At 24.3% G+C, this 14,618-nt stretch carries 11 protein-coding genes, 1 tRNA gene and 1 pseudogene; 6 read left to right on the top strand and 7 right to left on the bottom strand.

Annotated elements, in window-relative coordinates; translation table 11 throughout:
- Positions 1–879: a 50S ribosomal protein L3 N(5)-glutamine methyltransferase gene (gene prmB / locus CKSOR_RS01135; protein WP_108673767.1), complete on the top strand. Its 879-nt coding sequence runs from the start codon at positions 1–3 to the stop codon at positions 877–879.
- A 25-nt stretch (positions 880–904) separates the two neighbouring features.
- Here the strand turns inward: prmB and CKSOR_RS01130 are convergent, their stop codons facing one another.
- The 3 genes from CKSOR_RS01130 to purN all read right to left on the bottom strand — a co-directional run bounded on the left by CKSOR_RS01130 (position 905) and on the right by purN (position 5,141).
- A complete protein-coding gene (locus tag CKSOR_RS01130) occupies positions 905–3,085 on the bottom strand; it encodes a UvrD-helicase domain-containing protein (RefSeq protein WP_108673766.1) in 2,181 nt (726 codons plus the stop codon).
- A gap of 114 nt (positions 3,086–3,199) precedes the next feature.
- Positions 3,200–4,477 (bottom strand): RsmB/NOP family class I SAM-dependent RNA methyltransferase, encoded by a 1,278-nt coding sequence (locus CKSOR_RS01125; protein WP_108673765.1) that lies wholly within the window; start codon positions 4,475–4,477, stop codon positions 3,200–3,202.
- Positions 4,478–4,484: 7 nt separating this feature from the next.
- Positions 4,485–5,141: a phosphoribosylglycinamide formyltransferase gene (gene purN, locus CKSOR_RS01120; RefSeq protein WP_161539532.1), complete on the bottom strand. Its 657-nt coding sequence runs from the start codon at positions 5,139–5,141 to the stop codon at positions 4,485–4,487.
- Positions 5,142–5,202: 61 nt separating this feature from the next.
- On the opposite strand from purN, the pseudogene ribF reads away from it, so the two are divergent.
- The 5 genes and pseudogenes from ribF to dut form a co-directional block, all read left to right on the top strand.
- A pseudogene (ribF, locus tag CKSOR_RS03615) lies at positions 5,203–6,072 on the top strand (riboflavin biosynthesis protein RibF); the annotation flags it as partial.
- Between the two features lie 54 nt (positions 6,073–6,126).
- Positions 6,127–8,967 (top strand): isoleucine--tRNA ligase, encoded by a 2,841-nt coding sequence (ileS, locus tag CKSOR_RS01115; protein ID WP_234411233.1) that lies wholly within the window; start codon positions 6,127–6,129, stop codon positions 8,965–8,967.
- A gap of 5 nt (positions 8,968–8,972) precedes the next feature.
- Positions 8,973–9,470, top strand: coding sequence for a signal peptidase II (gene lspA / locus CKSOR_RS01110; RefSeq protein WP_108673762.1), 498 nt, complete (start codon positions 8,973–8,975; stop codon positions 9,468–9,470).
- A gap of 21 nt (positions 9,471–9,491) precedes the next feature.
- On the top strand, positions 9,492–10,679 hold the full coding sequence (gene coaBC / locus CKSOR_RS01105; protein WP_108673761.1) for a bifunctional phosphopantothenoylcysteine decarboxylase/phosphopantothenate--cysteine ligase CoaBC: 1,188 nt from the start codon (positions 9,492–9,494) through the stop codon (positions 10,677–10,679).
- A 14-nt stretch (positions 10,680–10,693) separates the two neighbouring features.
- On the top strand, positions 10,694–11,155 hold the full coding sequence (dut, locus tag CKSOR_RS01100) for a dUTP diphosphatase (protein WP_108673760.1): 462 nt from the start codon (positions 10,694–10,696) through the stop codon (positions 11,153–11,155).
- Positions 11,156–11,240: 85 nt separating this feature from the next.
- Here dut and infC read toward each other — a convergent pair whose 3' ends face one another.
- The 4 genes from infC to CKSOR_RS01080 form a co-directional block, all read right to left on the bottom strand.
- A complete protein-coding gene (gene infC, locus CKSOR_RS01095; RefSeq protein ID WP_108674212.1) occupies positions 11,241–11,759 on the bottom strand; it encodes a translation initiation factor IF-3 in 519 nt (172 codons plus the stop codon).
- Between the two features lie 47 nt (positions 11,760–11,806).
- Positions 11,807–13,735: a threonine--tRNA ligase gene (thrS, locus tag CKSOR_RS01090; protein WP_108673759.1), complete on the bottom strand. Its 1,929-nt coding sequence runs from the start codon at positions 13,733–13,735 to the stop codon at positions 11,807–11,809.
- Positions 13,736–13,809: 74 nt separating this feature from the next.
- Positions 13,810–13,886 (bottom strand) — tRNA-Val (locus CKSOR_RS01085).
- A gap of 66 nt (positions 13,887–13,952) precedes the next feature.
- Positions 13,953–14,618 (bottom strand): phosphoribosylanthranilate isomerase, encoded by a 666-nt coding sequence (locus tag CKSOR_RS01080; RefSeq protein ID WP_108673758.1) that lies wholly within the window; start codon positions 14,616–14,618, stop codon positions 13,953–13,955.

Here is a 14,618-nt window from a genome sequence, read left to right as displayed (position 1 = left end):
ATGATAAGAAATATTCCAGAATTAATATGTATTAGAGATATTATTCGCTATGCTGTGACACAATTTAATAAAAATCAAATTTTCTTTGGTCATGGTAATGATAATTCATTTGATGAAGCAGTAAATTTAATTCTGCAAACACTTAAGTTAGAACCAGATTTATTAGAAATATTTTTAGATGCAAGATTGTTAGAAAAAGAAATATCTTTAATTTTAGATTATATAGAAAAAAGAGTTAAAGATAGAATACCTATAGCATATTTAACTAAAGAATCTTGGTTAAATGGATATAAATTTTTTGTAGATGAAAGAGTAATTATACCAAGATCTTATTTAGCAGAAATTTTGCTGGACAAAGATATTATTGATAATAATATAGAAGATATATTAGATCTTTGTACAGGGTCTGGTTGTTTAGCTATTCTTGCCGCTATTAAATTTAAAAATGCTAATATAGATGCAATAGATATATCAGAAGATGCTTTAGAAGTAGCAAATAAAAATATAAATCTATATAGATTAAATCAACAAATCAAAACATATAAAAGTAATCTGTATAGTAGTTTAGAAAAAAATAAAAAATATGATTTAATTATTTGTAATCCTCCATATGTAAATATGGAATCAATGAATATTTTACCTAAAGAATATTCATACGAACCAAAAATAGCTCTATATGGAGGGATTAATGGTATGGACTTAATAGAAAAAATTATTAAACAATCTAAACATTACTTAAAAGATAATGGTATTATCCTATTAGAAATAGGAAATGAATTTAATAATTTTATGAAAATGTTTAAATATTTAAAACCTCATTGGTTTCATGAAGATCATTTATATAAAAAAATACTTATGTTAAAATATGACCAATTATAGAAATCTTTATATAATACATAATTTATTATTCTAATTTTGCAAATTCTAATAATAATTCTTTTATTCCAAAATTATCAAATTTAATTATTATTTTTGTATTTTTACCATTACCAATTATATTTAATATAATACCTTTTCCAAATTTGAAATGTTTTACTTGCTGACCAATATTATATAAATTTCTTGTATTATTAAATGTTGGTGCTATCTTTTTAGTATTAGAACAATTTTCATTAAATTGGTGATTAAAATTATGAAAATGTAAATTTATATTCTTTATTTCTGATAAGAATCTTGATTTAAGAAAATGCCTTATTTGCCCATTTAACATTCTATTTTTAGAATATGTGATGTATAATTTTTTTCTTGCTCTGGTAATAGCAACATACATTAGTCTCCTTTCTTCTGCAATACCGTTTTTTTCATTTATGCTATTCTCATGAGGAAATAATCCTTCCTCTAATCCAGTAATAAATACAGTATCAAATTCTAAGCCTTTTGCAGCATGTACTGTCATCATTTGTACTAATTTTTGATTGTCATTATCACTACTTCCTGCCTCTAAAGATGCATATGAAAGAAAAAGTAACAAAGGTGTTTGATTAATTTCATTATAATTATCATTATGATAATTTATTCCTGCAGGCAAATTTTCACAATTTTCTTCAATAGAAAAAGTTTTAGCAGCTGTTATTAATTCGCTAATATTTTCTAATCTATTGTTACCATCACGTGTATTATTATAGTAATCATTTAATCCACTATATTCCAAAACTTTTTCTATTAAAGTAACTAAATTAACTTTTTTAGAGTATTCAAATAAATAATCAATGATATTAGAAAATTTTTTTATAGCATTTTTATATTTGTTATCTATATAATTTATAGATTCATAAAAACTAATATTTTTTTCTTCAACTATTGAAGCTTGTATTTCTAAAGTTTTCGATCCTATACCTCTAGGTGGAAAGTTTACTACACGTAACCAAGATATGTTATCATTTTTATTTGCTATTAATTTTAAATAAGCAAGTATATGTTTAATTTCTTGACGCTCAAAAAATCTTAATCCACCATATACTTTATATGGTATATTAGCTAAAAATAAAGCATGTTCAAATATACGAGATTGAGCATTGCTCCTATACAATATAGCAATATTACTCATATCTGTTCCATTTTTAACTAAATGTAAAATTTCATTAGATATATACTGAGCTTCTAATGTATCATTTTTATTTTCAATTACATGAATTTTTTCACCATCACCTTGATCTGTCCATAATTTTTTGCCTAATCTATCCTCATTATGTTCAATGAGAGAATTAGCTGCATTCAAAATGTATCCTAATGATCTATAATTTTGTTCTAAGCGTATAACTTGTTTTTTTGCAAAATTATTTTCAAAATCTGTCATATTTCCTACATTTGCTCCACGGAAGGCATAAATAGATTGATCATCATCACCCACAGCAAATATAGAAGATTTTTTTCCAGATAATAATTTAATAAAACTATATTGTAATTTATTGGTATCTTGAAATTCATCTATAAGAATATGTTTAAATTTTTGATTATAAAATTCTCTAATATTTTGATTATTTTTTAAAAGTTCATAAGATTTTAATAAAAGTTCTGAAAAATCTACTAAACCTTCATTTTTACATTTTTGTTCATATATAGAATATATTTCGCATAAATATTTATAACTATTTTTATTAATAAAAATTAAATCTTTACAACGTATACCATTTTCTTTTTGTAAATTTATAAACCTCTGTGCATCTTTAGGATTACAAATTTTGTCATCGATATTTGAATCTTTATATATTTTTTTTATAACAGATAATTGATCAGATACATCAAGTATTTGAAATGATGATGGTAAATCAGCAAAAGCATAATTAATTCTTAACATTTTATGGCATAAACCATGAAATGTACCTATCCATGTATCTTTTGTAGAAATATATAAAGATTTAGATAATCTCATTACTAATTCTTTAGCTGCTTTATTTGTAAAAGTAACTATAAACATATCAGATTGAATAGCTTGTAATGTATCTATTAACCAAAATATCCTTGTAGTTAGGACTTTTGTTTTTCCACTACCAGCACCAGCCAAAACAAGTGTATGTCCAGATTTGATAGTAACTGCTTTGTATTGTTCATTATTTAGAGAATTGAGTAATTTATTATGAAACATAATGTTTTTATTTTATGAGAAAAATTTTAATATTGAATTAATACTCTAAGAATTAAAAATTGCTATATTCATTAAAATTTTATCTAATTATATAGTTTATTGCTATTAAAAAATTTATTTTATTTTTTTCAAAATTGCTATAAAAAAACCATCTGTATGATGTATATCAGGCCTTAATTCTAAAAATGGGCCTTTGCAAGGTAAATCAATCTTAAGATTTTTTAATAAAGTTTTAATATCAATAATTTGAAAAGAATCATTTTTATCAATAAATTTTGCAATTTGCAGTTGATTTTCTTCTGGAAGAATACTACATGTCGAATATATTAAATAACCATCTTTTTTAACGCATTGTGATGCTTTTATTAAAATTTTAGTTTGTAATTTAATAATTTTATTAATACTTTCATTTGTATGTAACCATTTTAAATTTGGATATCTACGTAAAGTACCTGACCCTGTACAAGGAATATCTACCAAAACTTTATTAGCTTTACCAAAGAATCTATTAATTTTTTGATCACATTCATCTTTTATATGTATGAAGGAAATATTATTTAATTTTGATCTGTCAAATCTTTTTTTTGCTTCTAATAATTTTTTATTAGATATATCAAAAGCATAAATATGTCCACTAGAATGCATTAAAGCACTCATTAGCAAACTTTTACCACCTGAACCAGCACAAAAATCAATAATTAATTCATAACGACGAGGATTTACTAATATTGAAATTAATTGACTGCCTTCATCTTGAATTTCTATATCACCATCAAAATAGTATTTCCATTTATTAATTTTTATATTTTTATTAAAGCGAATACCAAATGGTGAAAATTTAGTTATTACAAAATCTTCATTTTCTATTAAATTAAAATCTTGTTTAATATTTTTAACAAAAGATTTTCTATTAATATTTATAGGATTTACTCGAATATCTAATTTAGCTCTAGAATTCAAACTATTAAATAATGCTTCACTATTGAAAATATTATCATATGATTTATATATCCATTCTGGAATACTATACTTTATATTAGCATTCAAACTTGATATATCATAGTTGTATATTTTATCAATCCATTCTTTTTGATCATTGTCTAGATAATTGTATAATCTATTATTAGTATTTATCAAACCTAGAATTGCTAAACAAATATTTTTTTCTAAATTAGTTTTTTTACTATTAACTAAATAATTATACAAAGTTAAATGGCGTAAAATATCATAAATGGCATTATTAATTTCATTTCTATCATATAAACCAATGTTTTTGTGAGATCTAAAATAATTTTCTATAACATTGATATCAATAACATTATTAAAACTTAATAATTTATTTAATATATTTACAATTTGAGATATGCGAATATTGATATTTTTTATTTCCAATTTTTAATTATTCCATAATAAATAATTTATGTTTTTTATTCTTAATTTTCACAATATTTCCATTTAATTGAATATAATCATATATTAACCATTCAACAGTATTAACTAATGTTATATGTTCTATTTGTAATACTCTATTTGATAAAGTATCAATAGTATCATCTAAATATACTGGTACTATGCCTTGAGCTATTATTGGTCCATCATCTAATAAAGGAGTAACAAAATGTACAGTACATCCATGAAAGCATAATCCAGAATTTAAAACTCTTTCATGAGTATTTAATCCCTTAAATAATGGTAATAATGAAGGGTGTATATTAATTAAACGTCCATAATAATATTTTACAAATGTTTCTGTTAAAATTCTCATAAAACCAGCTAAAATAATATAATCTGGATTGCTTTTATCTATTTCTTTTAATAAAGCTTCATCAAATTCTTCTCTGCTGTTATAATCAAGATGATTTATTATTTTAGTATTTATACCCAAGGATTGGGCAGACTTAATACCTTCAGCATTTAGATTATTAGATATTACACAACAAATTTCAGCTGGCCATTTATTTGTAATGTTTGCCTTTAGTAAAGCAAGCATATTACTACCACGGCCTGAAATTAATATAACTAATTTTTTTCTATTTTGTTGAGTGTTTATAGTCATGTAATATTCCCATCCCATACTTAATTAAATTAATATAACCTTTTAATGAAGAAAAAGATTAGTGAAAATATATAATAAACTAACATTTATAAAAAAGAAACAAAGAGCTATTACTATAGGTAATTTTGATGGTATACATTTAGGACATAAAAAAATACTAAATACACTTTATATTGAAGCTAAAAAAAGAAATTTAGTATCCTCAGTTATGACTTTTTATCCTCATCCTAAAAATTATTTTTCTAAAAAAAATAATAATTTTACTATAAGTAATCTTAGAGATAGAATTTATGGAATTTTAGAAACTAATATAGAAGAAATTATAATTAAAAAATTCAATGAAAGTTTCTATAAAATTTCTGCTTTAGAATTTATAAAAGATTTAATACATAAATTAAATTTAAAATTATTAATTATAGGCAAAGATTTTCATTTTGGATATAACAGAGAAGGGAATATACATTTACTAAAATCTTTAGCAAAAAAATATGATTTTGAAATAATAATATTAGATGATTTTATTAATGCATATAAAGAACGAATATCAAGTTCCTTATTACGAAAAGAATTAATTAATGGAAATATTGATAGGGCTAAGTATTTAATTGGTAATAATATTTATATTAGTGGACATGTTGTTCATGGTAATAAAATTGGTCGTCAAATAGGTTTTCCTACTATCAATATTAATGTACCACAAAATATAGCTATCAAACATGGGGTATATTGTGTATATATACATAATATTTATAAATTCCCTATAATGGGAGTAGCTAATTTAGGAATTAGAAAAACATTAGGTGATAATGGTAAAGTTTTATTAGAAATATATTTATTAAATAATACAGTTAATGTATATGGAAAAATCATAAGGGTTGAATTTTTATATAGACTACGCAATGAAGAAAAATTTTGTAATATGGAAGAACTTACTATTGCAATTCAACATGATGTTAATAATGCTTTAGAATACTTTAAAAAAATTATGGACTATAAAAATACTTTAAATTTAACAGAAACTCCTTTTCCAATGAAAGGTGATTTACCAAATAAAGAACCAATTATTATTAAAAAATGGGAAGAAGAAAATATATATAATATACTATCTGAGTTAAATAAAAATAAACCAAAATTTTTGTTACATGATGGTCCTCCTTATGCAAATGGAGATATTCACTTAGGTCATGCAGTAAATAAAATATTAAAAGATATTATTTTAAAACATAAAAGATTATTAGGATTTAATGCATGTTATATACCTGGATGGGACTGCCATGGTATGCCTATAGAAATTCAAATAGAAAAAAAATATGGTAAATATTTGCCTACAATAGAATTACAAAAAAAAGCTAGAGAATATGCTTTAGAACAAATAGAGAAGCAAAAAAAAGAATTTAAAAGATTAGGTGTATTAGGGCAATGGGATGATCCATATTTAACGATGAATTTTCAAAATGAATCTGATGAGGTCAAAGTTTTATCTAAAATATTAGAGTATGGTTATGTTAACCGTGGATTAAAACCAGTCAATTGGTGTTTTGATTGTAAATCAGCTTTAGCAGAAGCTGAAATAGAATATAAAGATAAGTTAGATTATGCTATATATGTTGCTTTTAAATTTTCAAATAATAATAGTATTTTAAAAAAATTTGGTATTAATTTCAAAAATCAATTTTATGGAGCTATTGCAATATGGACTACAACACCATGGACTATACCTGCTAATCAAGCTCTTATAATAAATGCAAATATAAAATATTCTTTATTAAAAGTTAATTCTTCTTATAATAATCATGATTTACTATTAATCGTAGCAAAAGATCTTGTAGAAAATTATTTAAAAACACTTTCTTTAAAAGGAGAAATTTTATCATCAATACAAGGAAAAGAACTTTTAGGTGAAGAGTTTTATCATCCTTTATATGGAACTGATATTATATACAATCGTACTGCTAAGATTTTTCATGGAGACTTTGTTAATATAGATAATGGTACTGGTATTGTGCATTCTGCGCCAGCTTTTGGAATAGAAGATTTTGAATGTTTTAAATCTAATGGTTTTACAGATGATGAAATTATTAATCCTATAGATGAAAATGGTTTTTTTGTAAATTCTTTACCATTTTTTGGTAATATGAAAATATGGGAAGCTAATGAAAAAATAATCCAATTTTTAAAAACAAATAATACTTTATTATTTTATGAAAAATATAATCATAGTTACATGCACTGTTGGAGACATAAATCTCCATTAATTTTTAGGTCTACCCATCAATGGTTTGTAAATATGGATATTATTCCTAAAAATAGTAATAAATCATTACGAGAAAATGCATTAAGTGCTTTAAATAATGTTAAATTTTATCCAGAATGGGGTAAATCAAGATTATATTCTATGATATTTAATAGACCTGATTGGACAATTTCTAGGCAACGTCAATGGGGTGTTCCAATACCATTTTTTATACATAAAAAAAATGGTCAATTACATCCAAATACCATAAGCATCATAAAATTAATATGTAAAAAAATAGAGCAATATGGAATATCTGCTTGGCAAAATATAGATATTCAAGAATTATTAGGCAATGAAGTTAATGAATATGAAAAAAGTAAAGATACTTTAGATGTATGGTTTGATTCAGGATCAACAAATATTACTGTTTTGGGAGGAAAAGAATTAGCTTCTTTGAAAAATCTTACTTGGCCAGCAGATTTATATTTAGAAGGATCTGATCAACATAGAGGTTGGTTTCATTCTTCATTATTAATCGGATGTATGCTATATAAACAGGCTCCATACAAAGCATTACTAACTCATGGTTTTGTTGTAGATGGTAATGGTAAAAAAATGAGTAAATCTATTGGTAATGTTATTTTACCTAAAGAAATTACTAATAAATTTGGTGCAGAAATATTACGATTATGGGTAGCTACAACAGATTATTCTGGAGAATTATATATATCAGACGAAATATTAAAAAGAGTTGTAGAAAGTTACCGTAGAATTCGTAATACTATAAGATTTTTACTAGCTAATGTATCTGATTTTGATCCTATATCAGATGCATTACAAAATGATCAATTATTAGAAATAGATAAATATGCACTATTAATAACTAAAAATTTACAAAATGAAATTATTCAATATTATAATAAATATGAATTTCATAATGTTATATCAAAGTTACAAAATTTTTGTTCTGAAGATTTAGGATCTTTTTATTTAGATATATTAAAAGATAGACTTTATACAACTAAATCTAATGGCAAAATTAGACGTAGCGCTCAAACTGCTTTATATAATATAGCTTTGATATTATTAAAATTAATGTCACCAATATTATCATTTACTACAGAAGAGGCATGGCAATATTTATTAAATAATAATTATAAACAATCAAAAACTATTTTTATAGAAAATTATCATGAAATGAATATTTCAGATAATGCTAATATTTTGCATAAATGGAACCAAATTAGAATAATAAGAAAAAATGTACAAAATAAATTAGAAAAATCAAGAATGACAGGAGCAATAGGATCATCTTTACAAGCTGAAGTAGAAATATATGCTAAATCTAATGAAAAAATATTATTAGATAGTATTGGTGAAGAATTAAGATTTGTTTTTATAGTATCTAAAGTTACAATTAAAGAAACTGATAATGATTTGAAAATAGTTATTACTCCATCTAATGGTATTAAATGTGAGCGTTGTTGGAATTTTTGTAATCATAATGATTTACATAAAGAACATCAAAAAATATGTAATAGATGTTTTGAAAATATTTTTGGTGCTGGTGAAATTAGATATTTTTCATAATTTTTATGATATATAAAAATTTAATTTTTAAAAATAACTTGTATATTAGTATTCTTATAGCTTTTTTTATAATTATTATTGATCAAATTACAAAAAATTATGTTGAAAATCATATTCAATATAATCATATACTCAATATATCCAATATATTGAGTATTACTTTAATATATAACTATGGTGCTGCTTTTAGTATCTTATCTGATCAAAATGGATGGCAAATATGGTTTTTGATAATTATTAGTTCAATAGCCACTTTAATATTTTTGATTTTAATAAATATAGAAAAAAATAATATTAAATATTATGCTTTATCAATATCATTAGGTGGAATTATTGGAAATTTAATTGACAGAATGAGGCAAGGATATGTAATTGATTTTATTTTTGTTCATTATAAAGATTTATATCTTCCAATATTCAATGTTGCAGATATATGTATTAGTATTGGAATAACTATCATTATAATCAATGATTATATAATTAATAAAACATTTAAAAATTAATATTTAATCAAAAAATAAGCTATGAATATTATAAAAAATAAACGCATAATTATTGCTTTAACAGGTGGTATAGCTTGTTATAAAGTAGTCGAATTAATACGCATATTAAGAAAATATGATGTAATTATTACTGTCATAATGACAAAAAACGCAACTAATTTTATTACACCTTTAACTATAGAAACAATATCATGTAGCAAAGTATATATAAATGATGATACTGTAAAATATAATATGGATCATATTAATCTTACAAGAAATCATGATTTGATTATTATTGTTCCAGCTACGGCCAATATTATAGCAAAACTTGCAAATGGTATAGCTGACGATTTTTTATCTACAATGATATTAGCTAGATCATGCCCCTTAGTATTAATTCCTGCTATGAATAAATTTATGTGGAATAATAATAGAACAAAATCAAATATATCAATATTATTAAATGATAATGTAATTTTAATAGGTCCTAATTTTGGAGAACAAGCTTGTGGTGAAATAGGAGTTGGTAGAATGGTTGAGCCAGAAGAAATATTAGAATATTTAATAGAATTTTTTTCTCCTAAAATTTTAAAAAATATGAATATATTGATCACAGCTGGTCCAACTATAGAGCCTATAGATCCTATTCGATATATAAGTAATCATTCTTCTGGAAAGACTGGTTATGCTATTGCTAACTCTGCAAAAAATGCAGGAGCAAAAGTAACTCTTGTAACTGGACCTACTTATTTAAAAACTCCTAATAATATTAAAACTGTTTTTATTAATACTGCTAACGAAATGTATGAATCAGTAATAAAAAATATTGATAATATAGACGTTTTTATTTCAGTAGCAGCTGTATCAGATTGGTATATAAAAAATATTAATATAAATAAAATTAAAAAAAAATCAAATTATATACCAGAATTTATACTACATCCTACTGTAGATATATTATCTACAGTATCAGAAACATATGATAAGATTTTTTGTATTGGATTTGCTGCAGAAACTGAAAATATTGAAGAATATGCCATTAAAAAACTAAAAGAGAAAAAAATAGACATGATAATTGCTAACATGGCCACCCAAGTAATGAATAGTGATATGACAGAATTCATTATTTTTAATAAAGATGGTCAAAGAGAATTCATAAGCAACACTAGCAAAATTGATGCTGCTATGAAATTAATAGAAAAAATTGCTATGAAAGTTAATAAATAAAACTATTTAATAATATGAATACAATTGAATTAAAAATTAATGATGAACTTGTTAAAAAATTTGGTATACCAAAATATCAAACTCAAAAAGCTGCTGCTTTAGATTTATATGCATGTATAGAAAATCCAATAAAAATATTTCCTTGTAAAAATGCAAAATTAATTTCTACTGGCATAGCTATATCTATATCTAATCCAAATATTATGGCAATGATAGTTCCTAGATCTAGTTGTGGTCATAAAAAAGGATTAATATTGGGTAATTCTATTGGAATAATAGATGCTGACTATTTAGGAACTATTTTTATCAGTGTATGGAACCGTAATCCTAAAAATACTATACCTATAATAATAGAACCTGGTGAAAGAATAGCACAATTAATATTTGTACCTATTATAAGAACAAATTTTAATATAGTAGAAGCTTTCTCAGAGAATTCAGTTAGAGGAGAAAAAGGATTTGGTTCTACAGGATAGTAATTTAATAAAGATAGCAACTAAATAGATATTTAGTTGCTAGCAACTTATGAAATACAAAAATTATAATGATGTATGTAATTTTCTATTTTTTCTTAGGTGATAAGATCATTACTATTTGACGCCCTTCTAATTTAGGCATAGCTTCAACAGTGATATGTTCTTTTAAATCTTCTCTAATTCTTTCTAGCATTTTAACACCTAAATTTTGGTGTGCCATTTCTCTACCACGAAATCTCATTGTAACTTTAGCTTTATCTCCTTCATCTAAAAATCTACGTAAATTTCTTAATTTAACTTGATAATCACCTTCATCTGTTGATGGTCTAAATTTCACTTCTTTAATCTGTACTACTTTTTGTTTTGTTTTTGCTTCAGCTTGTTTTTTTTGTTCTTGATATTTAAATTTACCATAATCCATTATACGACAAACAGGTGGACTGGCATTTGGAGCAATTTCCACAAGATCTAAATTATTTTTTTCTGCAAAACGTAAAGCTTCTGCAGTTTTCATAACGCCTAATTGTTCTCCATCAACTCCTATGAGACGTACTTCAGAGATTCTAATTTCTCCATTAGTACGATTAGCTTTTTCGGTAGCGATATTAACCTCCAATAAAAAAATATTATTTTTTAGTATAAAATATTAGATTATAAAATACAACGCTTACTATTAATATCTTCTTTTAGTATTTTGATAAATGCTTCTATAGACATAGATCCTAAATTTAAATTTTTTAAGCCTCTAACTGATACAGTATCTGTATTCATTTCTTTTTCACCAATAATTAATATATATGGAATTTTTTGTAAACTATGTTCTCGTATTTTTTTATTAATTTTTTCTGATCTTAAGTCTGTAATAGATCTAAAATTTTCTTTCAAAAATAAATGATTAAGTTTTTCTACATATTCTGAATATATATCAGAAATACAACATATAACTACCTGAATAGGAGCTAACCAAGTTGGCATAGCACCAACATAATGTTCAATTAACATTCCTATAAACCTTTCAAAAGATCCTAAAATAGCACGATGTATTATAACTGGGTTTATGCGTTGATCATGTTTATCAATATACTCTGCTCCAAGTAATGAAGGCATAGAAAAATCAACCTGTAAAGTACCACATTGCCAAAAACGCCCTATTGCATCTTTAAGAGTATATTCTATTTTAGGGCCATAAAATGCACCATCTTCCGGCATAATTTCAAAATTGCAATTAGATTTTTTTAAGCTATCTACCAAAGCTTTTTCAGATAAATCCCAAATTGCATCTGTACCTATTTTTTTCTTAGGTCTTGTAGCAACTCTATATAAAATATCAGTAAATCCAAAATCTCTATATACTTTCTGCAATAATAATGTAAATTTTATGCATTCTTCTTGTATTTGATCTGGAGTACAAAATATATGTCCATCATCTTGTGTAAATCCACGTACTCGCATAATTCCGTGCAAAGATCCAGAAGATTCGTTACGATGACATTGTCCAAATTCTCCATATCTAATTGGCAATTCACGATATGAATGTAACTTTGATTTAAAAATTTGTATATGACCAGGACAATTCATCGGTTTAATTCCATAAATACGATTTTCTGATTCAGTAGTAAATATATTTTCTCTATAATTATCCCAATGACCTGTCTTTTTCCACAAAGATATATCTATAATTTGAGGTGATTTAACTTCTTTATAATCATTATTTTTATAAATTCCTCTCATATATAATTCTATTTGCTGCCAAATTACCCAACCTTTTTCATGCCAAAAAATTAATCCTGGAGCTTCTTCTTGAAAATGAAATAAATCTAATTCTTTTCCTATTTTTCGATGATCTCTCTTTTCTGCTTCTTCAAGCATATGTATATAATTGTTTTGATCTTCTATACTATTCCAGGCAGTACCATATATACGTTGTAACATTTCATTTTTACTATTGCCTTGCCAATAAGCACCAGAAATTTTAGTTAATTTAAATACTTTTAAAAAACCAGTAGATGGCACATGTGGTCCTTTACATAAATCTATAAAATCACCTTCTTGATAAATAGTAATTTTTTCATTATTAGGTATATTAACAATTAGTGATACCTTATATGTTTCATTTAAAGATTCAAAAAGATTAATAGCATCTTCTCGAGATAATTCTTTTTTTATGATCGGTTCATTTTTTTTTGCTAGCTCTTTCATTTTATTTTCTATTAAAATAAGATCATCTGGAGTAAAAGAGCGTTTATATGAAAAGTCATAAAAAAAACCATCTTTAGTAGTTGGACCTATTGCAATTTTAATATCATCAAATAAGGATTTAACAGCATAAGCTAATAAATGAGCAGTGGAGTGGCGAATTATATCCAATCCTTCAGGATCTTCTGCTGTGACTATTTTTATGTTAATATCTTCTTTTATTAGATAATTAACATCTACTAAAGGATAATTTTTATTAGATAAAATAATAGCACCTAAAGCTTTTTTAAAAAGATCTTTACTTATCATATGGGCTAAATGTGAAACAGTCACTGGATGAGAATATTCAAAAATAGATCCATTATGCAAAGTAATCTGTATCATAAATAATATTTCCCAGAAATATGAATGTAAAACACTTAATAGTGTGCCTTTAGTTTTAAAAATTGATTTTTTATTGGTGGGTGGTATTGGATTCGAACCAACGACCTCTACGATGTCAACGTAGTGCTCTAACCAACTGAGCTAACCACCCATTATGATATTTAAGATTTTACATTTGATTTATAAGAAATTCAAATATTTTCAATGTATATATTCTTTATAAACGAGAATTATTAATATCTATATGATATAGTTTGGAAATTAAATCTTTCATTTTGTTTTTTGACTTTATTCCACATGACGACTCTACACCACTACTTACATCAATAGCCCATGGTTGGATATTTTTTATGGCTGTCTCTAAATTATCATGATTTATACCACCAGATAATATTATAGGACAATTTATTTTCTTATCAAGATTTTTAATTAAATCATGTTGAAAAATTTTACCACTACCACCGTAATTGTTAGTATAACTATCAAATAATATTCCTGAAGCATTATTATATTTTTTACATTCTAAATAAATTTGTTCTGTACTATTTAGATGATCTGAACCAATTCTGATAGCACGAATAAATTTTTGATGAAAACTTTCACAAAATTGTTGAGATTCTATATCTCCATGAAATTGAAGTATATCAGGACAAACTTTATCTTGTACTTTCATAATGAAATCTTTAGTAGCATTTACAAATAAAGCCACACAATTAACGAATATAGGAATTTCTTTTCTTAATTTGATTGCTTTATTAATATCTACAAATCTTTTACTTTTTTCATAAAAAACTATACCAATTGCATCTATACCAATTTTTACTGCTTCATAGATATCATTTTCTTCTGTAAAACCACAAATTTTAACTCTAGTTCTCTTCAT

This window comes from Candidatus Kinetoplastibacterium sorsogonicusi (assembly GCF_003072465.1).
GTDB classification, from domain to species: Bacteria; Pseudomonadota; Gammaproteobacteria; order Burkholderiales; family Burkholderiaceae_B; genus Kinetoplastidibacterium; species Kinetoplastidibacterium kentomonadis.
Note: the sequence above shows the minus strand (reverse complement) of the source record. Positions and strands in the feature narration are given on the sequence as shown.